This window comes from Photobacterium makurazakiensis (genome assembly GCF_050336715.1).
In the GTDB taxonomy this organism is placed as follows: Bacteria; Pseudomonadota; Gammaproteobacteria; order Enterobacterales; family Vibrionaceae; genus Photobacterium; species Photobacterium makurazakiensis.
Genome location: NZ_JAKJSJ010000010.1, coordinates 38,213 through 60,099 on the forward strand (window position 1 = coordinate 38,213; position 21,887 = coordinate 60,099).

The 21,887-nt window shown below is 44.0% G+C and carries 20 protein-coding genes; 12 read left to right on the top strand and 8 right to left on the bottom strand.

Features of this window, described 5'->3' with window-relative positions:
- Positions 1 to 70: 70 nt before the first annotated feature.
- The 5 genes from L4D09_RS02625 to L4D09_RS02645 all read right to left on the bottom strand — a co-directional run bounded on the left by L4D09_RS02625 (position 71) and on the right by L4D09_RS02645 (position 5,154).
- Positions 71 to 1,000, bottom strand: a complete 930-nt coding sequence (locus tag L4D09_RS02625; protein ID WP_428455936.1) for a LysR family transcriptional regulator — start codon at positions 998 to 1,000, stop codon at positions 71 to 73.
- A 649-nt stretch (positions 1,001 to 1,649) separates the two neighbouring features.
- Positions 1,650 to 2,567 (bottom strand): LysR family transcriptional regulator, encoded by a 918-nt coding sequence (locus L4D09_RS02630; protein WP_428455937.1) that lies wholly within the window; start codon positions 2,565 to 2,567, stop codon positions 1,650 to 1,652.
- Between the two features lie 55 nt (positions 2,568 to 2,622).
- Entirely contained in the window at positions 2,623 to 3,426 is an 804-nt protein-coding gene (ppk2, locus tag L4D09_RS02635; RefSeq protein ID WP_428455938.1) for a polyphosphate kinase 2, read from the bottom strand.
- Between the two features lie 140 nt (positions 3,427 to 3,566).
- The gene (locus L4D09_RS02640) at positions 3,567 to 4,307 is read right to left on the bottom strand and encodes a copper homeostasis protein CutC (protein ID WP_428455939.1); all 741 of its coding nucleotides are present in this window, start codon (positions 4,305 to 4,307) and stop codon (positions 3,567 to 3,569) included.
- Positions 4,308 to 4,545: 238 nt separating this feature from the next.
- Complete coding sequence (locus L4D09_RS02645) at positions 4,546 to 5,154, bottom strand: peroxiredoxin C (protein WP_428455940.1); 609 nt, start codon at positions 5,152 to 5,154, stop codon at positions 4,546 to 4,548.
- A gap of 131 nt (positions 5,155 to 5,285) precedes the next feature.
- Here L4D09_RS02645 and L4D09_RS02650 point away from each other — a divergent pair, with 131 nt between their 5' ends.
- From L4D09_RS02650 to aceA, 3 genes are all read left to right on the top strand, one after another.
- Positions 5,286 to 6,182 carry a hydrogen peroxide-inducible genes activator gene (locus L4D09_RS02650; protein ID WP_428455941.1) on the top strand — a complete coding sequence of 299 codons (897 nt, stop codon included), beginning with the start codon at positions 5,286 to 5,288 and terminating at the stop codon, positions 6,180 to 6,182.
- Positions 6,183 to 6,795: 613 nt separating this feature from the next.
- Positions 6,796 to 8,406 (top strand): malate synthase A, encoded by a 1,611-nt coding sequence (aceB, locus tag L4D09_RS02655; protein WP_428455942.1) that lies wholly within the window; start codon positions 6,796 to 6,798, stop codon positions 8,404 to 8,406.
- Between the two features lie 111 nt (positions 8,407 to 8,517).
- Positions 8,518 to 9,822, top strand: coding sequence for an isocitrate lyase (gene aceA, locus L4D09_RS02660; RefSeq protein WP_428455943.1), 1,305 nt, complete (start codon positions 8,518 to 8,520; stop codon positions 9,820 to 9,822).
- Positions 9,823 to 9,918: 96 nt separating this feature from the next.
- On the opposite strand, the gene L4D09_RS02665 is transcribed toward aceA, so the two are convergent.
- Together L4D09_RS02665 and L4D09_RS02670 are read right to left on the bottom strand one after the other, a co-directional pair.
- Positions 9,919 to 10,512, bottom strand: coding sequence for an acyl carrier protein phosphodiesterase (locus tag L4D09_RS02665; protein ID WP_428455944.1), 594 nt, complete (start codon positions 10,510 to 10,512; stop codon positions 9,919 to 9,921).
- Positions 10,513 to 10,560: 48 nt separating this feature from the next.
- A complete protein-coding gene (locus L4D09_RS02670) occupies positions 10,561 to 11,019 on the bottom strand; it encodes a CBS domain-containing protein (protein WP_428455945.1) in 459 nt (152 codons plus the stop codon).
- A gap of 204 nt (positions 11,020 to 11,223) precedes the next feature.
- Between L4D09_RS02670 and L4D09_RS02675 the strand changes: the two genes are divergently transcribed.
- The 6 genes from L4D09_RS02675 to secF all read left to right on the top strand — a co-directional run bounded on the left by L4D09_RS02675 (position 11,224) and on the right by secF (position 18,081).
- Complete coding sequence (locus tag L4D09_RS02675; RefSeq protein ID WP_428455946.1) at positions 11,224 to 12,351, top strand: S1 family peptidase; 1,128 nt, start codon at positions 11,224 to 11,226, stop codon at positions 12,349 to 12,351.
- A gap of 72 nt (positions 12,352 to 12,423) precedes the next feature.
- Entirely contained in the window at positions 12,424 to 13,476 is a 1,053-nt protein-coding gene (gene queA / locus L4D09_RS02680; protein WP_428455947.1) for a tRNA preQ1(34) S-adenosylmethionine ribosyltransferase-isomerase QueA, read from the top strand.
- Between the two features lie 292 nt (positions 13,477 to 13,768).
- A complete protein-coding gene (tgt, locus tag L4D09_RS02685; protein ID WP_428455948.1) occupies positions 13,769 to 14,899 on the top strand; it encodes a tRNA guanosine(34) transglycosylase Tgt in 1,131 nt (376 codons plus the stop codon).
- A 16-nt stretch (positions 14,900 to 14,915) separates the two neighbouring features.
- Positions 14,916 to 15,248 (top strand): preprotein translocase subunit YajC, encoded by a 333-nt coding sequence (gene yajC, locus L4D09_RS02690; RefSeq protein WP_428455949.1) that lies wholly within the window; start codon positions 14,916 to 14,918, stop codon positions 15,246 to 15,248.
- A 25-nt stretch (positions 15,249 to 15,273) separates the two neighbouring features.
- Complete coding sequence (secD, locus tag L4D09_RS02695; RefSeq protein WP_428455950.1) at positions 15,274 to 17,121, top strand: protein translocase subunit SecD; 1,848 nt, start codon at positions 15,274 to 15,276, stop codon at positions 17,119 to 17,121.
- A 12-nt stretch (positions 17,122 to 17,133) separates the two neighbouring features.
- Positions 17,134 to 18,081 (top strand): protein translocase subunit SecF, encoded by a 948-nt coding sequence (secF, locus tag L4D09_RS02700; RefSeq protein ID WP_428455951.1) that lies wholly within the window; start codon positions 17,134 to 17,136, stop codon positions 18,079 to 18,081.
- Between the two features lie 145 nt (positions 18,082 to 18,226).
- Here the strand turns inward: secF and suhB are convergent, their stop codons facing one another.
- Positions 18,227 to 19,027, bottom strand: a complete 801-nt coding sequence (gene suhB, locus L4D09_RS02705; protein ID WP_428455952.1) for an inositol-1-monophosphatase — start codon at positions 19,025 to 19,027, stop codon at positions 18,227 to 18,229.
- 241 nt (positions 19,028 to 19,268) lie between these two features.
- Between suhB and trmJ the strand changes: the two genes are divergently transcribed.
- From trmJ to L4D09_RS02720, 3 genes are all read left to right on the top strand, one after another.
- Entirely contained in the window at positions 19,269 to 20,000 is a 732-nt protein-coding gene (gene trmJ / locus L4D09_RS02710; protein WP_428456135.1) for a tRNA (cytosine(32)/uridine(32)-2'-O)-methyltransferase TrmJ, read from the top strand.
- 112 nt (positions 20,001 to 20,112) lie between these two features.
- Positions 20,113 to 20,619 carry a Fe-S cluster assembly transcriptional regulator IscR gene (gene iscR, locus L4D09_RS02715; RefSeq protein ID WP_428455953.1) on the top strand — a complete coding sequence of 169 codons (507 nt, stop codon included), beginning with the start codon at positions 20,113 to 20,115 and terminating at the stop codon, positions 20,617 to 20,619.
- 31 nt (positions 20,620 to 20,650) lie between these two features.
- Positions 20,651 to 21,865 (top strand): IscS subfamily cysteine desulfurase, encoded by a 1,215-nt coding sequence (locus L4D09_RS02720; RefSeq protein ID WP_428455954.1) that lies wholly within the window; start codon positions 20,651 to 20,653, stop codon positions 21,863 to 21,865.
- The last annotated feature ends 22 nt before the right edge of the window (positions 21,866 to 21,887 follow it).

The following is a 21,887-nucleotide window of genomic DNA, read 5'->3' on the forward strand; positions in this document are numbered from 1 at the left end:
TCCCTGCCAGCGAGTCACATACTAAATATTGCTTTGCTGACAATCTAATTAGTTTGATTGATTTATGTAATTAGTCGGAATTATCAGGTGGGTATAATGACTTTATCAGTTCAAAAAGCCACAGAGTGAGTGGGTCTTGATTATTGGCTTGGTGATAGAAACAGACAGTGCGAAAGTCTATGTAGTGATTTTCAACATCTCCTTCAATTTTACGAAAGAGGGGGTGATCATCAGGGATCATAATATCAAGACAAGGGAATAACATGTCGGTTTGTTTGATAACTTGTAATATGGTCTCTGGTGAGGTAGAGCGAAAACTGATGTTGGGTTTTAGGTTAAAGCGTTCATAGTAACGCTCAACGTCCGTTATTAGCTCGTTACGTTCAGGCACGATTAAACAGGCCCAACAGGCATCTTTTGCATCCAGAACACCGATTGTTGGCTTTTGGTAAGGATGCTCCCGTCGCACAATTACCACGCCTTTATCGCCAGGGATCACCCGACGACAAAACTCTTTGCTGGTGGTTGATACATCATAATTGAGTGCAATTTGAATATTGCCGTTAAGCAGGCCGGAGAAGGTGGTTGAGGTCCACTCAATAATTTCTACTTGGCAGTTTGGCGCTTGCTGTTGAATCAGGAGGTAGAGACGGCTGCCAAATGCATAAAGAAATTGTGGTGCAAGGGCGATACGTATTTTCCCTGTGATTTGTTCGGGAGCAAACTCTTGACTGCTATTTACCGCTTTGTAGAGCTGATTTAGTGCAGGGGATAATTCACGGTAAAGTTGTTCGGCATAGGGGGTTGGTTTTAATCCAGCTCGCGTTTTGGTGAACAGTTCATCATCAAAGTGCTGGCGTAGGCGTTGAAGGGCGTGACTGACTGCTGGTTGCGTAACAAATAACCGCTCAGACGCTTTACGTAGGTTTTGCTCTTGAGCGATAACCAAGAACGTTTTAAGCAGATTCAAATCGAGATTGGCAGATAAGTCCTTCGCCATCATAAGTACCTTTAATATCAGACGATCGCTATAAACATATCATAGTAAGGTAGAGAGTGATGAAGTGTTTTACCATTCAGTTGTAAATGATTAAAAAAAGCCCCTGAAAGAAGAGGAAAAGCAGGGGCGCGAGTACCAAACTGGTAAGGTTTACATTTGCAGCATGTGCACTTGGTTACGGATTTATATTTGAGTACTAATAACTAATAACTAATAACTAATAACTAATAACTAATAACTAATAACTACTTTCACCTCTAACTATTATTAGTGATGAAAGGTGTACCGACTATGAATTCACTTACCATTAAAAGGGAAATAGTCGAGATATACATTTATATTTAACACATAAAATTGATATGGCTTAAAGTGGAAATGTTAAATTGTATATTTTGTTTCAACTAGCTGTTTATAGATGTATTTTTGTTCTTATCTAATTTGTGGCGTGTGAGAAAACTATTTTTATTCCTTTTTAAAATATCTTTTGTTTTTATTCTTATGTGCGCTCTTTTTGTTACGGATTTAATCACGATATTCCCCCCTGATTTATGGACAGAGAGAGTAGCAGTTTATTTATTAAACAATAAATAACGAGTGCTTAATCCATTAATAACTCATGCTTATGACTCAAAGTATCGGTATCTAACGGTTATTGGTTCAATAAGTCTTGAATGAGATTAAAGAGCCATTGCGTCATTGGGTTTCGGCGGTTCTTTTGGTGATAATAAGCGATGATTGGGCTAACAATGTGGCTGTTGTTTACGTTAACTTTAATCCCTCTAATATGATCTAGATCTTCTTTGCGAATGTAAGACGATGCTGGGTAATACATATCGGTATGTTTGATGATATCCAGTATTGCCATTGGTAGCTCAGAGCGAAACCCAACCCTAACATTCAGGTTGTAGCTCTTCATTATTCGCTCTACATGTGGAATATTTGAATTCCAGTCAGATATGATAATGCTAGCCGCTTCATACCCATCTAAGTCATTAGGGCTGACGGTTTCTTTTTGAATTGGATGATCTTTTCTGACGTAAACCGTAAAAGTATCGTCTGTTAGTTTTTGTTGTATCAGTTCTTTTGGCGCATGATGAATTTCGAAATTGATCCCAAGCGTGACATCACCTTTATTGAGTTCATCGAGCGACGTTGGTGACCAATTTAATAGGTGTAGGTTTACATTCGGGGCAGCTTGGCGCACTTTATGAAACAGTGAGCTTGAGATATAGGTCAGAATGTGAGGTGACATGGCCAGCTTAAGTGTGCCTTCAAGTTTTGCAGGGTTGAAAGCATGGCTAGCATTTAAAGTACCAGAGAGTTCATCCATTAACGGGCTGATATTGGCTGCTAACTCTTCCCCAAAACAGGTTGGTTTAAGCCCGTGTCGGGTTTTAACAAAGAGATCATCGCTAAAATGATTACGCAACTTTTGTAATGCCTGGCTGACTGCAGGCTGGCTAACGAAAAGTCGCTCAGAGGCTTTTCGCATATTAAGTTCTTGCGAAAGGATCACGAAGGTACGTAGTAAGTTGAGATCGAGACTGGCGTATAAGTCTTTAGCCATATATTACTCGTTAATTATTGGTTATTAAATGGCGTCATAATGTAACACCATGACCTTAATCATCGCTAAACCGATCAGCAACAAAGCTTTGACTCTCTAGCGGGGAGCGCATATAGCCATCTTTATTCACTTCCGGTAGCTCTATCTCTGGGTAGTGGATATCTTCATACGGAATTTGTGATAGTAGATGTGAAATGCAATTGATCCGTGCTCGTTTTTTGTTGTCGGCATCGACCACCCACCACGGGCATTGTTTGGTGTCGGTATAGGCAAACATCCGGTCTTTCGCCGCAGAATAGGCCGCCCAGCGATTGCGAGACTCAAGATCCATTGGGCTGAACTTCCAGCGCTTGATAGGGGTGTTTATACGTTCAAGAAAGCGTTTTTCTTGCTCTTCATCTGAGACCGAAAACCAGTACTTTACAAGCATGATCCCTGAACGTAGAAGCATACGTTCGAACTCTGGGCATGAACGTAAAAATTCTTCATATTCATCGTCAGTGCAAAAACCCATCACCTTCTCGACGCCAGCACGGTTGTACCAGCTTCGGTCAAACAGTACCATTTCACCCGCCGCAGGAAGGTGGGCAACATAGCGCTGAAAGTACCACTGGGTTTTTTCTTTTTCCGTCGGCTGGGGCAGGGCGACAATGCGGCTGATTCTGGGGTTGAGCTTTTCGGTGATCCGTTTTATGACTCCCCCTTTACCTGCGGCATCTCGGCCTTCGAAGAGAACGACGACCTTGAGCCCTTCTTGTTTTATCCACTCTTGCAGTTTCACTAATTCGATCTGAAGTTTAATGAGCTCTGTTTCGTAGTCTTTTTTGTTGAGCTTTTTCTTTGATGACTGGTAACCCATAACAGCGCCTACTTTATATTGAGTAACAAAAGAGTAATCGGTAATAGGTGATTTGACGAATCGAAGAGTGAATAGAATGACGTCGCTTACAGTTTTGCAGAGAAGTCACCTTCTCTGCAAAACTTGGAGGTTTTCTTTGGTTATTGAAGCGCCTTAATAACCGCCGCTATTTTATCGCTGGCAGTGACAGGTATTGCAAAGTCATCAAGATCAGCACTGCCCATATGCGCATCAGTGGTAAAGGCTGTCATTTTACTTGCTCGTGTGCTTTTTCCTGATAAGTGAACTTCACGCACACCTGTATGTCGTACAATTTCTGCGACATTGGAAGCATTAACGCCAGCTCCCGCCATGATAGCAATACGGTTACCGCTATGCGCCACCATGTTTTTTAGCATGGATATACCATCGAAGGCATTGGCCTTTAGACCTGAAGTGAGCACACGCTCACAGCCTAATTCCATCACTGTATCAAGTGCCGCTATTGGATCTACACATTGGTCGATTGCACGGTGAAACGTAATGCCAAGTCCTTTAGCTTCAAGGCAAAGGGCTTTGAGTACGTCTTTATCGACATGGCCATCTTGGGTTAATACCCCAACAACGACGCCTTGGAGTTGGGCCTGCTTGGCTGCATGAATATCAGCTAGCATGATCTCAATATCTTGATCATCAAATAAGAAGTCGCCTTGGCGAGGTCTTATCATGGCATAAACTGGAATGGTGGCATGCTTTTCGGCAAGTTTCATTAAGCCAAAGTTTGGTGTTAATCCACCAAGGGCAAGAGAAGAGCAAAGCTCTATACGGGTTGCACCGCCTTGCTGTGCATAGTGCAGTGATTCAATGTTATCGATACAAACTTCGATATGGTTAATAGGCATTTTTATAATCAGAGTGAGCGAGGGTAGGTGCAGTGTAGTGGAAATTGTAGGATGGAACGGTGAATAAGATCAAAAAATATTACAGAGCGATTAGGCGAGAGATTACCTTTTAGAAAGGCCAGATCGAAAAAGGGCCCGGTGTGTCCGGGCCTCATTCTATTTTTGCCTATTGGCTGACTTTGGCTTTACGCTATTGCGTTTGTTGCCATAGCACCGTGAGCGTGGTGCTATTTGCTAATTACTTAGCTAGGTCTGCAGTGTGCTCAGATAGGTAGTCAGCAACACCTTTTGGCGATGCGTCCATACCTGCTTTGCCTTCTTCCCACTGTGCTGGGCAAACTTCACCGTTTTTCTGGTGGAAGTTTAGAGCATCAACCATACGTAGCATTTCGTCGATGTTACGGCCTAGAGGAAGGTCGTTAACTACTTGGTGACGTACTAGGCCATCTTCGTCGATTAGGAAAGAACCACGGAAAGCAACGCCTGCTTCTGGGTGCTCAACGTCGTAAGCTTTACAGATTTCGTGCTTAACGTCAGCGATTAGTGGGTACTTAACTTGACCGATACCGCCGTCTTCAATAGCAGTGTTACGCCATGCGTTGTGAGAGAATTGAGAATCGATTGAAACACCGATTACTTCAACGCCTTTCGCTTGGAAATCTTCAAAACGCTTGTCAAAAGCAATTAGCTCTGATGGGCAAACAAAAGTGAAGTCTAGTGGGTAAAAGAAAACTACTGCTTTTTTACCTTTAGTGAACTCTGCGAAGTTGAAGCTATCAACAATTTCGCCGTTACCTAGAACAGCTGCAGCAGTAAAATCTGGTGCTTGACGACCTACTAGTACCATTTTGGTGCTCCTAAAATATTCGGTTTGTCGCCGACCTTTCGGTTGGCTCCTTGTTTGGACGAGACAAACTATAACGAAACTGTTAGATTGAAAAAAGCGGAATAAATAGATTGATGTAATCGAAAAATACGATGAATAAATTTCCATCCTTAAAACAGCTTCATTACCTCGTGACTCTCTTTGAAACGAGGCATTTTGGTGAGGCCGCCAAGAAATGTTTTGTTAGCCAGTCAACGTTAAGTTCTGGGGTGCAAAACCTTGAAGAACTGATTGGTTGTCAGTTAATAGAAAGAGACAATAAATCATTAGTATTCACCTCTACCGGTGAAGATGTTGTGATTAGGAGTCGTGAGCTGCTAGCCCGTAGCCAAGATCTGATGGAGTTATCAAACTGCAAAGGTGATGGTATGGATGGTCAGTTGCGTGTTGGCTGCATTCCAACTATAGCCCCTTTCTTATTATGTGATTTAGTGCAAGAAGTTAACCGGGTTCACCCTAGTCTGAATTTACTGCTGCGAGAAGATACCACCACTAATTTATTAGCGGCGTTACGTAATGGTGAAATGGACGTGCTGATCTTGGCATTACCGGTTGAGATTAACGGTATGCACAGCCAAGTTGTCGGTAAAGATGCTTTTAAGATGGTCATAAGCCAAGATCAAGTAGGTCAAGTGAATGTCCCACTGCGCTATGCTGACTTACCGAATGAGTCAGTTTTTTTGTTGGAGAAAGAGCATTGCTTAACCGATCATGCAGTTTCTGCTTGTAAGCTCACTAGCAAAGAGAAAATTAACCCATTCACCGCCACAAGCCTCCACACTTTGGTACAGATGGTGGCAAATGGATTAGGCACAACCTTTATTCCTCAAATGGCGATTGATCATGGTTTGCTTCATAATCAAAACCTTGTCGTTATTGACCCGCCAGGGCAAGAGGCGTACAGAGAAATTGGTTTAGTATGGCGACCGACATCAAGCCGAACGCGCACCTTCCATTGTCTTGCCGATATTGTAAAAGACCTTTTATAGCTCGAACTCCCTCCTGATAATTGATGTGTTGGAAGAAAGTCGTATTTTTCAGCACATTATTCTAAGAAATGAAGCCAAAGCATTATTTACATTATGTGCATAGTTTGGCTAATTGTGCCCATTTTGTAGGTTTATTATGTTTCGCTCTGCAAATAAATAGTTGCTCTTAATGGGGTTTTTATCCCTTCGTTGTATTAAATAATCGTATAAATAGTTATTAATTGCATGTTTTTTAATCGCTTATAACTACCCCCTTTAATTACTAGTGTTTAAAACGTCAATTCGAACAATTGTTTGAACGTGGCTTTTTTGTAATTTTATTACGTAAGTAATTACAAAACCGTACTAAGGAACTCATCCTAATAAAAACCGAGTAATTACCTGCAATTTGTTTCAATTTAGTGTTTTGAGTTATAACTCTAATTTATTTAACTTATTGAATTTAATGTGGTTTACTCGTTTGTGTATTTGTTCATTTAAATAAGGGGGCTTGCAATTGCTGATATGTTACGGCACCGTAAATAAGGTGTTGCGACGAAGTCTAATTAAAATTGTGGATCAATCACTACTGATAAATATGGTGATTAAGTTACAGGTGTAAGGGAGCGTTAAAATGGATAGACATACTCCACCTAATCATGAAGTAAAGTTATCACTACAAACGGTGTTGACCGATGAGCAAGCAGAGATATTAAATAGCGACTCGCTTCAATTTGTAGAGCACTTAGTTCAACGGTTTGCCTCTAGAGTACCAGAGTTGCTTGCCACACGAGAGCAGCGTCAGAATATGATTGATGCTGGCGCGTTACCTGATTTTTTACCAGAAACCGCTTCTATTCGTGAAAGTAACTGGTCCATTCAAAATATCCCTTCTGATCTGCAAGATCGCCGAGTAGAAATTACAGGCCCTGTTGAGCGTAAAATGGTAATTAATGCGCTTAATGCCGATGCAAAAGTTTTTATGGCCGACTTCGAGGACTCCTTTGCACCCGCATGGGATGAAGTATTAGATGGGCAGCGTAACCTACGTGATGCAGTCAATGGCACTATCTCCTATACCCACCCTGAGTCGGGGAAACAATATCACCTAGGGGATGATCCGGCGGTACTTATCTGTCGCGTGCGAGGCTTACACCTACCTGAAAAACACCTGCTTTGGGATGGTGAACCAATTCCAGGATGTTTATTTGATTTTGCGCTGTACTTTTACCATAACTACAAGCAGCTGTTGGAAAAAGGTAGCGGCCCCTATTTTTATTTACCTAAATTACAGGCGTATCAAGAAGCTGCGTGGTGGAGTGACGTCTTCAGTTTTACCGAAGATGAGTTTGGACTTCCAAGAGGGACAATTAAGGCAACGGTGTTAATTGAAACGCTACCAGCTGTGTTTGAGATGGATGAGATTTTATACAGCTTGAAAGAACACATTGTTGGCCTTAACTGTGGTCGTTGGGATTACATTTTCAGTTATATAAAAACCTTACGAAATCACCCTGACCGCATATTGCCAGATCGCCAAGTTGTAACAATGGAAAAGCCGTTTCTTAATGCCTATTCACGACTATTAGTTAAAACGTGCCACCGCCGTGAAGCGTTTGCAATGGGAGGAATGGCTGCATTTATTCCATCAAAAGAGCCTGAGCGTAATGCTTGGGTATTGAATAAAATCCAAACAGATAAATCTTTAGAAGCAAACAATGGGCACGATGGGACATGGGTTGCTCATCCGGGCTTGGCAAGTACCGCTCGGGCGGTGTTTGACGGTGTATTGGGAGAGCGTAGTAATCAGCTTGATGTTAGTCGAAGCGAAGATGCATCGATAACGGCTGAACACCTGCTAGCTCCTTGTGACGGTGAGCGAACCGAAGACGGTATGCGTCACAACATTCGAGTTGCTGTTCAGTATATCGAGTCTTGGATTTCTGGTAACGGGTGCGTGCCTATCTACGGCTTAATGGAAGATGCCGCGACTGCTGAGATTTCACGCGCTTCTATTTGGCAGTGGATAAAGCACGGTAAAGCGCTAAGCAATGGGCAGATCGTCACCAAAGCCTTATTTGAGAAAATGCTACAAGAAGAAATGGCAGTACTTAGACAAGAATTAGGGAATGAGCATTTTGACCGCGGACGTTTCGATGAGGCCGCAGTCATGATGTCACAACTTACCACCAGTGATGAGTTGGTGAATTTTCTGACCTTGTCAGGGTACGAATACTTGCAATAACAATAATTAATCAATAGAGAAAAGTGGGAAGTAGATGCTTCCTTACTGAAAGCTTGACCAATAACGACTATGTGACGCGGATTATCGCCAAATGAAACGAGGGACATCATTATGACACTGACTCGCCAGCAACAAATCGAAGCTTTGGAAAAAGACTGGGCAGAAAACCCACGTTGGAAACATGTAAAGCGTACCTACACTGCAGAAGAAGTTATTAATCTACGAGGTTCATTTGCACCAGCCAATACTATCGCACAGCGTGGTGCTGATAAGTTATGGGATTTGGTCAACGGTGATGCGAAGAAAGGTTATGTTAACTGCCTTGGCGCACTGACGGGCGGTCAAGCAGTGCAGCAAGCAAAAGCAGGTATTGAAGCTATTTATCTCTCAGGTTGGCAGGTTGCCGCTGATAATAATACGGCTTCGACAATGTATCCCGACCAGTCTCTATACCCGGTTGACTCTGTGCCATCCGTTGTTAGCCGCATTAATAATGCATTCCGACGTGCGGATCAAATTCAATGGTCGAGTGGAAGCAACCCAGAGGAAGGTATTGATTACTTCTTACCTATTGTTGCGGATGCAGAAGCGGGTTTCGGTGGTGTACTGAATGCTTATGAGTTGATGCGTAATATGATTGATGCGGGGGCAGCAGGGGTTCACTTTGAAGATCAACTGGCGTCAGTGAAAAAGTGTGGCCACATGGGGGGGAAAGTATTAGTTCCAACTCAAGAGGCAGTCCAGAAGCTAGTCGCGGCACGTCTTGCCGCTGATGTAGCAGGCACGACAACATTGGTTATCGCTCGAACCGATGCCAATGCGGCTGATTTATTAACGTCTGATTGTGACAGCTACGATAATGACTTTATCGTCGGTGACCGTACGGCTGAAGGCTTCTACCGTGTGCGTGCCGGTATTGACCAAGCGATTTCTCGCGGGTTGGCGTATGCGCCATATGCTGATTTAATTTGGTGTGAAACGGCTAAACCATGCTTAGAAGAAGCGCGTAAATTTGCAGAAGCGATTCATGCGCAATACCCAGATCAGCTGTTGGCTTATAACTGTTCGCCATCGTTTAACTGGGAGAAAAACTTGGATGCAGAAACCATTGCCAAGTTCCAGCAAGAACTTTCAGACATGGGGTATAAATACCAGTTTATTACATTGGCCGGTATCCATAACATGTGGTTTAACATGTTTGAATTATCTCATGCTTACGCACAAGGTGAAGGCATGCGCCATTATGTCGAAAAAGTGCAACGTCCTGAGTTTGAAGCGGCAGATAAAGGATATACCTTCGTTGCGCACCAGCAGGAAGTGGGGACGGGCTACTTTGATAAGATGACCAATACGATTCAAGGCGGTAACTCATCTGTTACAGCATTGACGGGCTCGACAGAAGAAGATCAGTTCTGATTGTGAGTCGGTAAATGAATACTAATAATAACGACGTAAATCGTTAATCATATTCGGAGCGCCTAGTGCGCTCCTTTTTTGTTTTTCGTGTTTTGTTTATGAACGGTGTAGTTTGCAGCTGAACTCGCGCGCGGCGAACTCAACTTGTGGGTAAATACAGTGAAATTGATCTTCGAGTTCGTTGTAATGCAGGTTGATATCGTCAGGGCAGTGAGCCAACTGGTGTAATTTAGGACGTCTTTGCGCCATTCTGGTTAGTGCCTGCTTTATCGTCTCGGGATATTGATATTGTGATAACCAGTTTTGCTGCCACATTCGAGCCATCGTTAATTGATAAGCATCAGGTAAATTGTCGGTGAATAGGCTAACTTCATGCTGCGCGAAGTGAATAAACTTAGGAAGTGACTCTGCATGGTATTGTGCCCAATGCCTTGCAAGAAAATGATCCCAAGTGATGTCGAGCGCAATGCCGCTCACTCGCCGAGTCGCAGGAGAGAATAGTTGTCGACACTGCCGAACTTCCGGTAACGCATCAATAAAGCTGTCGACAAACCGGTGAAGCTTTATCCCGTCAGCAACGTTGCGTGGGTATTGTAAATAAGGGTCGCCTTTAACAAAGTCGGCCAGTAAATTACCGGCAAGATGGCTATTACATTGTTCTGCAATATGAAGATGCGCCAGAAAATTCATTGTAGTTCAGGCAGTTTTCTGGCGTAATTTAGTATGACGACTTGCTTGCTAATAGAGCTTTTCCGTTTCATTTTCAAGCGGTTCAACCTCTTCCTGTAATTCTAATAGATTAATGGCAATCGCGACAAAGTCAGTGTCGGTAATGATGCCAACTAATTTATTGTGGTCGAGAATCGGTAAACAGCCAATACGTTGCTTTTGCATGTATGTTGCTGCCTCTTTGAGACCCGCTTGAGGGTTAACACTCATTAAGTTGCGATGCATGGCTTGTTCTAAAGGGATATCCAGGGCAGAAATGAAAGGAATTTTGGCTTGTAACTCAAAGCTGGATTCTTGCGCCGCCAGTATATCTCGCTGGCTGACCAAGCCGACAAGGTGATTGTCTTTATCCACAACAGGAACATGGTGGATATGAAACTTTTCCATTAAGCGTTTCGCATCCGCAAGCGTATGCTCAGCAGATAGTGAGTGGGGATGAGGAGTCATCATATCAGCAACAGTAAACATAAAAGCCTCCAAATTTACGGTTCGTTATTTTTCTTTGCTTCCCTTTTGACTGTAGCGAATCCTTTTTAACCTCCCTATGATGTTCGTCAAATAAATGAGAAGTTGTTTGATTGTTTTGTTGTTGTGTCTCATATGTTTCTCATGAGTTAAAAATAAGAATGTGTAATATACTCAATAAATGACATGTCATAGGGGAATACATTAATGCCTAAGCTGTTGTTTATTTTGCTGTCTTGGTTTGCAATTTTCCCCATAGAGGCAAGCAGTGAATCGCCTGTCATTACACCGAAGATCATTGGTGGAATCGAATCTGAAAATAACGAATTGCCTTGGCAGGCATATTTGAATATGAGCTTCCCTGATGGCGATGGAACGAAAACGTTTATTTGTGGTGGCGTCGTCATTAGCCCAACAGCAGTATTAACGGCGGCTCATTGCATGCGCAATGGCTCAACGACTGCAGCGGCAGAAAATGTCGATGTGTGGGCTGGTATCACCAGTATTTTCAGTGCCAATCGTTTTAATGCGGTTTCAGTTAATGAAATTATTATTCACCCGTCATACAGCTCCTCGCGTTTTGCCAATGATATTGCCATTTTGGTGTTATCAAGCCCGCTACCGGATAGTGCTGTGCCGATCAAAATTGCCTCTGATAGCGAGCAGCAAAGTGTCGATAATGAATTTGATAACGGCTGGGTCTCGAATGGGGATCGAGTTGCTAATTTATTAGTATCCGGCTGGGGAAGTACCGACCCTAATAGTTCAGGCTCTGGTTCGACAAAGCTTCGCCAAACACTGTTATCTGGTGTGCCAGATAGAACATGTGACGGTATGTGGGGGGCGAATATTAATACTGGCGATTATTCCATTTACCTTTGTGCTGGTTCGACGTCGCCTGATTTAGCCCGTGACAGCTGCTTTGGAGACTCTGGTGGCCCCTTGGTATGGCAGAACCCTCAAACAGCAGCAGATAGTGATTTTGGTTTACGGTTAGTCGGTTTGGTCAGTTTTGGCGAAGGTTGTGCAGGTCGCTTGCCCGGTGTGTATACACAAGCTTCTAATTACCGAAGTTGGATCGCTAGTGAGCTGGGTAATGGCATATTCAGTCAGGCTACATCAACATTTACGATTAACCCGTTTTTGTCTGATTATGGCAATGCTGGAGAGGGAATTGTGGTCAACAATACCTCATCGAGCTCTGGTGGTGGTGGGGGCGGAAATATCGCTTTTAGCTATTTGTTAGGGCTCGGCTTACTAGCATTGCTTAGGGCAAGGCGTAATAACCGCGATGCCCGCAAAACAGTATTGATGGGTTTAAAAGGCACTAAGTGAAGAGTGATCTTTGCTTGATATTGCAGTTTGGCGGCCTATACTAGCTGCCTGCTGTAATTTAGGGCCCTAATAATGCAAGTTTCTGATTTTGACTTTGAGCTACCTGATGAGCTAATTGCTCGTTACCCACAACCTGAGCGTACTGCGAGCCGTTTGCTGCAACTTACTGGTAATACAGGTGAATTGGCGCATAAAGGTTTTAAGGATGTACTGGATCTGGTTGAGCCAGGTGACTTGCTGGTGTTTAACAATACCCGAGTGATCCCTGCTCGTTTATTTGGTCGTAAAGCCTCTGGTGGTAAGTTAGAGATATTAGTTGAGCGTATGCTTGACGATAAAACTATTTTGGCTCATGTTCGTGCATCTAAGTCTCCGAAGCCGGGCAATGTATTATTACTGGGTGAGAATGATGATTATGAGGCTGAAATGATCGCCCGTCATGATGCATTATTCGAAATCCGCTTTAACAGTGACAAAACGGTTTTAGAAATTTTAGAAGAAGTTGGTCACATGCCGCTTCCTCCTTATATTGACCGTCCTGATGAAGATTCTGATAAAGAGCGTTACCAGACTGTTTACAACGCTAAACCCGGTGCGGTTGCAGCGCCAACAGCTGGCCTTCATTTCGATGATGCATTGTTAGAGGCGATTAAAGCTAAAGGTGCAAGTTTTGCCTTTGTGACTTTGCATGTCGGTGCCGGCACTTTCCAACCTGTACGTGTTGATAACATTGATGATCACCATATGCACGCTGAATACGTAGAAGTGCCAGAGGATGTAGTAAATGCCATCAATGAGACGAAGGCTAATGGCGGTCGTGTGATTGCTGTCGGTACAACGTCGGTTCGCTCCCTTGAAAGTGCAGCACAAGATGCGGTTAAACAAGGTACGGAGCTCAAGCCTTTCTTTGGTGATACTGATATTTTCATCTTCCCAGGTTATGAATTTCAGCTGGTGGATGTGCTCATCACTAACTTCCATTTGCCAGAATCGACGCTAATTATGCTGGTTAGCGCGTTTGCGGGTTACGAACATACAATCAATGCTTATCATCAAGCGGTTGCGAACAAATATCGCTTCTTTAGTTATGGTGATTCGATGTTTATTACAAAGAAAGACAAATAAACGGAACTTGATTGACTAAGTCAGTGTCACTTAAGGCTGCATTTGATAAAATGCAGCCTTTGTCATTTCTGACAATATGGTTTATTTATGGCCTTTTAGGCCAAATGCGATTTTTTTCTCGCGAATAGATTATTCCACTAGGCTTTATGCGTAGTGGCTAAACCAAACGGCTGCGTGTGTTGGTACGTTTGGCAATATGCACATTAGGCAGCTGGCCTTTTGTGTGGGTATACCCAGCTGTTTGGCAGCTGAGGTGCGATGTCAGATTGTTTCTCTGGCTTTTGGAGGCTTTGTGAAATTTGAATTAGATAAAACTCAGGGACGTGCTCGTCGTGGTCGCCTGCAGTTTGAACGTGGTACGGTAGAAACTCCGGCATTCATGCCTGTAGGTACTTACGGTACAGTTAAAGGTATGACACCAGAAGAAGTGAAAGAGACCGGTGCTCAAATCCTTCTAGGTAATACCTTCCACCTTTGGCTACGCCCAGGTCAAGAAGTGATGAAAATGCACGGTGATCTGCATGACTTCATGAACTGGCAGGGTCCAATCCTGACTGATTCAGGTGGCTTCCAAGTATTTAGCCTAGGTGCAATGCGTAAAATCACTGAAGAAGGGGTACATTTCCGTAACCCTGTAAACGGTGACAAGATCTTTATGGATGCAGAGAAATCGATGCAAATCCAATATGATCTTGGTTCTGACGTTGTCATGATTTTTGATGAATGTACGCCTTATCCTGCAACGCATGATGAAGCGAAAAAATCGATGGAAATGTCGTTACGTTGGGCACAGCGTAGCCGTAACGAATTTGATCGCCAAGAAAACCCAAATGCACTCTTTGGTATTGTTCAAGGTGGTGTATATGAAGACTTGCGTGATGTTTCTGTTGAAGGCCTAACTAAAATTGGCTACGACGGTTATGCTGTTGGTGGTCTTGCCGTTGGTGAGCCGAAAGAAGACATGCACCGTATTCTTGAGCATACTTGTCCAAAATTGCCTGAAGATAAGCCTCGCTACCTAATGGGTGTGGGTAAACCGGAAGACTTGGTTGAGGGTGTTCGTCGCGGTATCGACATGTTCGATTGCGTAATGCCGACCCGAAATGCCCGTAATGGTCACCTATTTGTGACTGGCGGTGTGATCAAGATCCGTAATGCGAAACATAAAATAGACACAACTGCGCTAGATCCGCATTGTGACTGTTACACTTGTCGCAACTATTCAAAGGCGTATCTGTACCATCTCGACAAATGTAATGAGATTCTAGGTGCGCGCCTTAACACAATCCACAACTTGCGTTACTACCAGCGTTTGATGGAAAGTATCCGTAGTGCGATTGACGAAGATCGTTTCGATGCATTTGTAGAAGAATTCTACGCGCGTCGTGACCGTGAAGTTCCACCATTAAATGACAATCAATAATCGAGGACGTTAGTAAATGAGTCTGATTTCTCAAGCACACGCAGCAGCAGAAGGCGCGCCACAAGGCGGCGGCATGCAACTTTTCATCATGCTAGGCCTATTCGCTGTAATTTTCTACTTCATGATTTATCGTCCACAGGCGAAACGTGTTAAAGAGCATAAGAACCTAATGTCTTCTATGGGCAAAGGGGACGAAGTGCTAACTAACGGCGGCCTGCTTGGTAAAATCACTAAAGTGTCTGAAGAAAACGACTACATCGTTATCGCACTAAACGACACAACTGAAGTGACTATTAAGAAAGATTTCGTTTCTGCTGTTTTGCCTAAGGGCACAATGAAATCTCTGTAAACATTTGCTCTAAAGGATCACAGCAGTGTTAAACCGTTATCCCTTGTGGAAGAATCTGATGGTGGTGTTTACACTGCTTGTCGGTTTGCTTTACGCACTTCCCAATGTTTACGGTGAAGATCCAGCAATTCAAATCTCCGGGGCGCGTGGCGCCTCGGCAGATATGTCTACGCTGGATGCTGTCACCGAAGATTTAAAACAAAATCAACTCTCATATAAATCTGTCGCTTTCGAAAACGGTACTGTATTGGTCCGCTTTAACGACACTGATACCCAAATCAGTGCTCGCGATATTCTTAATGAACAGCTTGGCGATGACTTTGTTGTTGCTCTAAACCTTGCTGCTTCTACTCCTAGCTGGCTTGAATCTATCGGCGCATCCCCAATGAAGTTGGGTCTTGATTTGCGCGGTGGTGTCCACTTCTTAATGGAAGTCGACATGGACGCTGCAATGGAGAAATTGCTGGGTCAGCAGGAAGAAACATTCCGTACTGAACTGCGTGAAGCGAAAATTCGTTACCGTGCTATCAGTAAAACGGAAGAAGCTGTACAGGTTCGTTTACGTAATGCTGAGCAATTAGCGCAGGCTAAGAGTGAGCTAGCGGCACTTCACCCTGACATGGTGTTTAGCGATAACACGACGAATTTCCTATTAAGCGCTCAGTTTACTGATGTGCGTTTACAAGAAATTCGTAACTACGCGGTTGAGCAGAACATCACTATTCTTCGTAACCGTGTAAATGAACTCGGTGTTGCTGAGCCATTAGTACAGCGTCAAGGCGCGAGTCGTATTGTGGTTGAGCTGCCAGGTGTTCAAGATACGGCACGTGCAAAAGAGATTCTAGGTGCAACAGCAACACTAGAATTCCGTGAAGTTGATAGCTCTGCTGATTTGGCGGCTGCGGCATCAGGCCGTGTACCACCGGATAGCGAAGTTAAAATGACGCGTGATGGTCGTCCAGCTGTCGTGAAAAAACGTGTGATCCTTGCGGGCTCTCATATTACCGATGCAAGCTCAAGTGCTGATGAATACGGTCGTCCTCAAGTTAACATCTCACTAGACAGTGAAGGTGGTAGCAAGATGACAGCATTCTCACGTAATAACGTGGGCAAGCTAATGGCAACGGTTTTCACTGAATATAAAGACAGTGGCGAGCGTGACGAAGACGGTAAAGTGATCCTTGAGAAACACGAAGAAGTGATTAACCAAGCAACGATTCAAACTGCGCTTGGCCGTAACTTCCGTATCACTGGAATTGACTCACAAGCTGAAGCACATAACCTTGCCCTACTTCTTCGTGCTGGTGCTTTGATTGCACCGATTTCAATCGTTGAAGAGCGTACCATTGGCCCATCTATGGGTCAGCAGAACATCGATATGGGTGTTCAAGCAATGATTTGGGGTATGGTCGCGGTCATGCTGTTCACGCTGATTTACTACCGTCGCTTTGGTCTTTTTGCCAACATGGCGTTGTTGATGAACCTTGTGATGATTATCGGTGTTATGTCGATGATCCCAGGGGCAACCATGACGCTACCAGGTATAGCCGGTATTGTTCTGACTGTCGGTATGGCGGTCGATGCAAACGTACTTATTTTCGAACGTATCCGTGAAGAGCTACGTGAAGGACGCAGTCCTCAGCAAGCTATTCAGCAGGGTTATGCGAACGCTTTTAGTACCATTGCCGATGCCAACATCACGACATTGATCACCGCGATTATTCTATTTGCTGTGGGTACGGGCGCGATTAAAGGCTTTGCTGTGACACTATCTATCGGTATTTTGACTTCAATGTTTACCGCGATTGTGGGTACACGTGCGTTGGTTAACCTAGTTTATGGCGGTAAGCGCGTCGATAAACTGTCGATCTAAGGAGACGCTGACATGTTTCAAATAATGAAAGCGGATAAAGTGATCGACTTTATGCGTTGGTCGAAGTTCGCATTTGTTCTTTCGATTGCAATGATTGTTGCGGCGATCACAACTGTAACGACCCAGAAGCTAAATTGGGGTTTGGACTTTACAGGCGGAACGCTGATTGAAGTGGGCTTTGAGCAGCCAGCTGATCTCGCTTTGATCCGTGAATCGCTAGAAGAGTCAGGTTTTGGTGACGCCATTGTTCAGAACTTTGGTACGGCACGTGATGTGATGGTTCGCCTTCAGCCTCGCGAAGATGCGAAGGGTGAAAAATTAGGCAACCAAATCATTGATGCGCTAAGAGATGGTACTGGCCAAACTGTTGAGATGCGCCGTATTGAGTTTGTTGGCCCGAACGTGGGTGATGAACTGGCAGAAGCGGGTGGCTTAGCCATTATTGTTGCTCTGATTTGTATCTTGCTTTATGTCTCGATCCGATTCGAATGGCGTTTAGCGGCAGGTGCGGTATTAGCATTGGCGCATGATGTGATTATTACCATTGGTATTTTCTCATTCACTCAGATTGAAATTGATCTGACGATTGTCGCAGCCCTGCTAACGGTTGTTGGTTACTCGCTCAATGATACCATTGTTGTGTTTGACCGGATCCGTGAAAACTTCCGTAAGATGCGCAAAGGTGAAGCGGTTGAAGTGATGAATAGCTCAGTGACACAAACACTGAGTCGTACCTTGATCACATCGGCAACAACCCTGTTTGTAGTTATCGCACTGTTTGTTAAAGGCGGAACGATGATTCACGGTTTTGCTGCAGCATTGCTGATTGGTATCACTGTTGGTACATACTCTTCTATCTATGTCGCATCGGCATTGGCGATGAAGCTGGGTATTGCACGTGAACACTTGATGCCACCGCAGGTTGAGAAAGACGGTGAAGAGTTTGATGCAATGCCTTAACGGCAGGTGTATTGAATGATGTCATCGAAAGCGGAGCCGATAGGCTCCGTTTTTTTATGCCTATCATTTTAAAATAATAGGCATAAAAAAACACCCCAGTGATTAATCACTGGGGTGTTTTTGAATTTAGCGGGGTAATCAGAGATTACTTAGCAAGTGCTTCGCTACCGTGTTCACGGATTTTAGCTAGCATAGGCTTCACAACACGTGCGTTACCAGCAACGATGTTGCCTGTAGTCAGGTGATTAGTGTTGCCTGTAAAGTCAGTACAGATAGCACCAGCTTCGCGTGCGATTAGTTCGCCTGCTGCAATTTCCCATGGCTTAAGACCAAGCTTGAATAGACCATCAACACGGCCAGCAGCAAGGTAACATAGGTCAAGAGCAGAACAACCAGACTGACGCATATCTTCACAGCTAAGGAATAGTGCGTTCTGGATTTTCATGTAGCTTTCAGCGTGCTGTTTAGCAGCAAAAGGAAGGCTTGTTGCAAGCGTAGTACCTGTTAGGTCACGAGGCTGTGATACACGTAGACGTTGGCTGTTAAGCTGAGCGCCTGAACCGCGTGTCGCAGTAAATAGCTCGTTACGTGCAGGGTCGTAAACCACTGCAACTTCTGTACGACCGCGCATGCGCAGAGCGATAGAAATTGCAAAGTGAGGGTAACCACGAACGAAGTTTTTGGTGCCATCCACTGGGTCGATGATCCACTGACATTCTTTGTCACGGTTTTCTTTAGTACCGCTTTCTGCTGCAATGATGCAGTGCTCAGGGTAAGACTTAAGAATTGTCTCGATGATGATAGCTTCTGCTTCATGATCGATATTGGTAACAACATCATTACCTTTGTTTTCTACTTCAATAGATTGAGGTTTTTCTAAAGATTTAATGACATGGTCACCAGCCTTTCGTGCAGCACGAATGGCGATATTAAGCATCGGATGCATAGGATCTTCCCAACGGATGTTAAAGAACTAAAAAGCGGCGGCGAGTATATCAGAGCTGGAACAAAAAGGAAGTGGTTATTTTTTGCCCGTTGCTTAATCTGGGGTGGCATTGTATGCATTTCAGGCATTCAGGTCAGCCATAGCAGAATTGGTATAATGTTTTTACATGTTTTCACCTTTTTTAAAATCTCTGTGCTAAAATCTTTCGGCTTTATTGAAACCGTCGGAAATATGCGTGTCTATGTTAGATAAAATCAGTGTCGTGCTAATTGGTACTTCTCATCCGGGCAATATTGGCTCGGCTGCTCGAGCAATGAAAGTAATGGGGCTGACCAATTTGGTATTGGTTGACCCAGCCTGTGAGGTAGATGACAAATCATATGCCTTAGCTGCTGGTGCTGCAGACATTGTCAAAAATGCCAAAATCGTATCAACACTTGATGAAGCTATTTCCGATTGTGGTTTAGTCGTGGGCTCAAGCGCACGTTCTCGCACCCTCGAATGGCCACAGCTGGATCCTCGTGAATGTGGCATTAAATCGATAGCCGAAGCGACTCATCACAATGTTGCTATTTTATTCGGGCGAGAGCGTACAGGTCTGACAAACGAAGAGCTTCAGCGTTGCCATTGTCATGTTTATATTCCGGCTAACCCTGATTACAGCTCTTTGAATCTTGCTATGGCGGTACAAACCGTAAGCTATGAGATTCGCATGGCGTTTCTTGAGCAGCAAAAGCACGGTAAGCATGAGCATGTAGATGAGTACCCTCAAGTGAAAGAACTCGAAATGTTCTATGAGCATCTTGAAAAAGTCACGACTCAGACCCAGTTTATAAATAAGAATCATCCGGGCATGGTAATGACGAAACTTCGTCGTCTATTTACCCGTGCTCGTCCAGAAGCCCAAGAGTTGAATATTCTGCGCGGCATCTTATCTTCGGTTGAAAAATCACTCGAACATAAAGATAAATAGCCACATCTTCCTTATGGTTAAAAGCCTGACTAAAATGGTCAGGTAAATACTTGACCATTTTAGTCAGGTATGGGACACTCCCTCCATATACAAACGTGGGTAGCGGTGTGTTATGAGATTGACATCAAAAGGAAGATACGCAGTCACAGCTATGCTAGATGTGGCTTTGCACTCTCAGGATGGTCCTGTACCTCTGGCTGATATTTCAGAACGCCAAGGTATTTCACTGTCTTATCTGGAACAGCTTTTTTCTCGCCTACGTAAGGCTGGTTTAGTTGCCAGTGTGCGTGGTCCAGGTGGTGGTTACCGCCTAGGTGAAGATGCAAATGACATTGCGGTAGGCATGGTTATTGCCGCCGTTGATGAGTCGGTTGACGCGACTAAGTGTCATGGTAAGGGTGACTGCCAAGGTGGTGTACGTTGTCTGACACATACGCTATGGCACGATTTAAGTTCCCGTATCAGCGGCTTTTTGAACAACATCACTCTTGGTGAGTTGATGCGAGATAATGACGTACAAGAAATCTCTGGTCGACAAGATCAAGTTCTAAATAAAACGTCATTTGGACATAATAATACACACGACAGCACCACAATTGGTGTCGATGTTCGCTCCTAGAGACTAGACGTCCGTGTTTTCGGAGATGAAAATGAAACTGCCAATATATTTTGATTATTCCGCGACTTGCCCAGTAGATCCACGTGTTGCTGAAGCAATTATGCAATGCCTAACGATGGATGGAAATTTCGGTAATCCGGCTTCTCGTTCTCACCGTTACGGTTGGCAGGCCGAGGAAGCAGTTGATACTGCTCGTGAGAATATTGCTAACTTGCTGAATGCTGACCCACGTGAAATTGTTTTCACATCTGGTGCAACAGAATCAGATAACCTTGCGATTAAAGGTGCTGCGCACTTTTATGGAAAGAAAGGTAAGCATGTAATTACCCTGAAAACTGAGCATAAAGCTGTTCTTGACCCTTGTCGTCAGCTTGAGCGTGAAGGTTTTGAAGTGACTTACCTAGAGCCTGAATCAAATGGTTTGGTCGATTTAGCTAAGTTGCGTGATGCAATGCGTGAAGATACCGTGTTGGTTTCTATCATGCATGTAAACAACGAAATCGGTGTTATCCAAGACATTGCAGCCATTGGCGAGATGTGTCGTGAGAAGAAAGTGATCTTCCACGTGGATGCCGCGCAATCTGCGGGTAAACTACCGATTGATGTTCAGGAAATGAAAGTCGATTTAATTTCATTATCTGCACACAAGATTTACGGCCCTAAGGGCATCGGTGCACTTTATGTGCGTCGTAAACCTCGTATCCGCCTAGAAGCGCAGATGCACGGTGGTGGTCATGAGCGTGGATTCCGTTCTGGCACATTGGCAACGCATCAGATTGTGGGTATGGGTGAAGCATTCCGTGTTGCTAAAGAAGACATGGATAAAGATTACCAGCATGCATTAGCATTGCGTAATCGCCTGTTAACTGGCCTTGAAGGCATCGAAGCGATGACTATCAACGGTGATATGGAGCAGCGTTTACCGAATAACCTAAACATTAGCTTTGCTTTTGTTGAAGGTGAATCTCTGCTAATGGCACTGAAAGATCTGGCGGTATCGTCAGGTTCTGCATGTACATCAGCAAGCCTTGAGCCATCGTATGTTTTACGAGCTCTAGGTCTAAATGATGAACTTGCACATAGCTCAATTCGTTTCTCTTTCGGTCGATTTACGACGGAAGAAGAAATAGACTACGCAGTTTCACAAATCCGTGGCGCGGTAGAGAAACTACGAGACATGTCTCCATTATGGGATATGTACAAAGAAGGTATTGACCTCAATACTGTCGAGTGGGCACACCACTAATCTTGCGGTCATAACGCATTCG

Bases quoted from the DNA above. Each gene is read 5' to 3' on its own strand.
- L4D09_RS02625 (WP_428455936.1), bottom strand. From the start codon at position 1,000: ATGGCGAAGGACTTATCTGCCAATCTCGATTTGAATCTGCTTAAAACG.
- L4D09_RS02630 (WP_428455937.1), bottom strand. From the start codon at position 2,567: ATGGCTAAAGACTTATACGCCAGTCTCGATCTCAACTTACTACGTACC.
- ppk2 (WP_428455938.1), bottom strand. From the start codon at position 3,426: ATGGGTTACCAGTCATCAAAGAAAAAGCTCAACAAAAAAGACTACGAA.
- L4D09_RS02640 (WP_428455939.1), bottom strand. From the start codon at position 4,307: ATGCCTATTAACCATATCGAAGTTTGTATCGATAACATTGAATCACTG.
- L4D09_RS02645 (WP_428455940.1), bottom strand. From the start codon at position 5,154: ATGGTACTAGTAGGTCGTCAAGCACCAGATTTTACTGCTGCAGCTGTT.
- L4D09_RS02650 (WP_428455941.1), top strand. From the start codon at position 5,286: ATGAATAAATTTCCATCCTTAAAACAGCTTCATTACCTCGTGACTCTC.
- aceB (WP_428455942.1), top strand. From the start codon at position 6,796: ATGGATAGACATACTCCACCTAATCATGAAGTAAAGTTATCACTACAA.
- aceA (WP_428455943.1), top strand. From the start codon at position 8,518: ATGACACTGACTCGCCAGCAACAAATCGAAGCTTTGGAAAAAGACTGG.
- L4D09_RS02665 (WP_428455944.1), bottom strand. From the start codon at position 10,512: ATGAATTTTCTGGCGCATCTTCATATTGCAGAACAATGTAATAGCCAT.
- L4D09_RS02670 (WP_428455945.1), bottom strand. From the start codon at position 11,019: ATGTTTACTGTTGCTGATATGATGACTCCTCATCCCCACTCACTATCT.
- L4D09_RS02675 (WP_428455946.1), top strand. From the start codon at position 11,224: ATGCCTAAGCTGTTGTTTATTTTGCTGTCTTGGTTTGCAATTTTCCCC.
- queA (WP_428455947.1), top strand. From the start codon at position 12,424: ATGCAAGTTTCTGATTTTGACTTTGAGCTACCTGATGAGCTAATTGCT.
- yajC (WP_428455949.1), top strand. From the start codon at position 14,916: ATGAGTCTGATTTCTCAAGCACACGCAGCAGCAGAAGGCGCGCCACAA.
- secF (WP_428455951.1), top strand. From the start codon at position 17,134: ATGTTTCAAATAATGAAAGCGGATAAAGTGATCGACTTTATGCGTTGG.
- suhB (WP_428455952.1), bottom strand. From the start codon at position 19,027: ATGCATCCGATGCTTAATATCGCCATTCGTGCTGCACGAAAGGCTGGT.
- trmJ (WP_428456135.1), top strand. From the start codon at position 19,269: ATGTTAGATAAAATCAGTGTCGTGCTAATTGGTACTTCTCATCCGGGC.
- iscR (WP_428455953.1), top strand. From the start codon at position 20,113: ATGAGATTGACATCAAAAGGAAGATACGCAGTCACAGCTATGCTAGAT.
- L4D09_RS02720 (WP_428455954.1), top strand. From the start codon at position 20,651: ATGAAACTGCCAATATATTTTGATTATTCCGCGACTTGCCCAGTAGAT.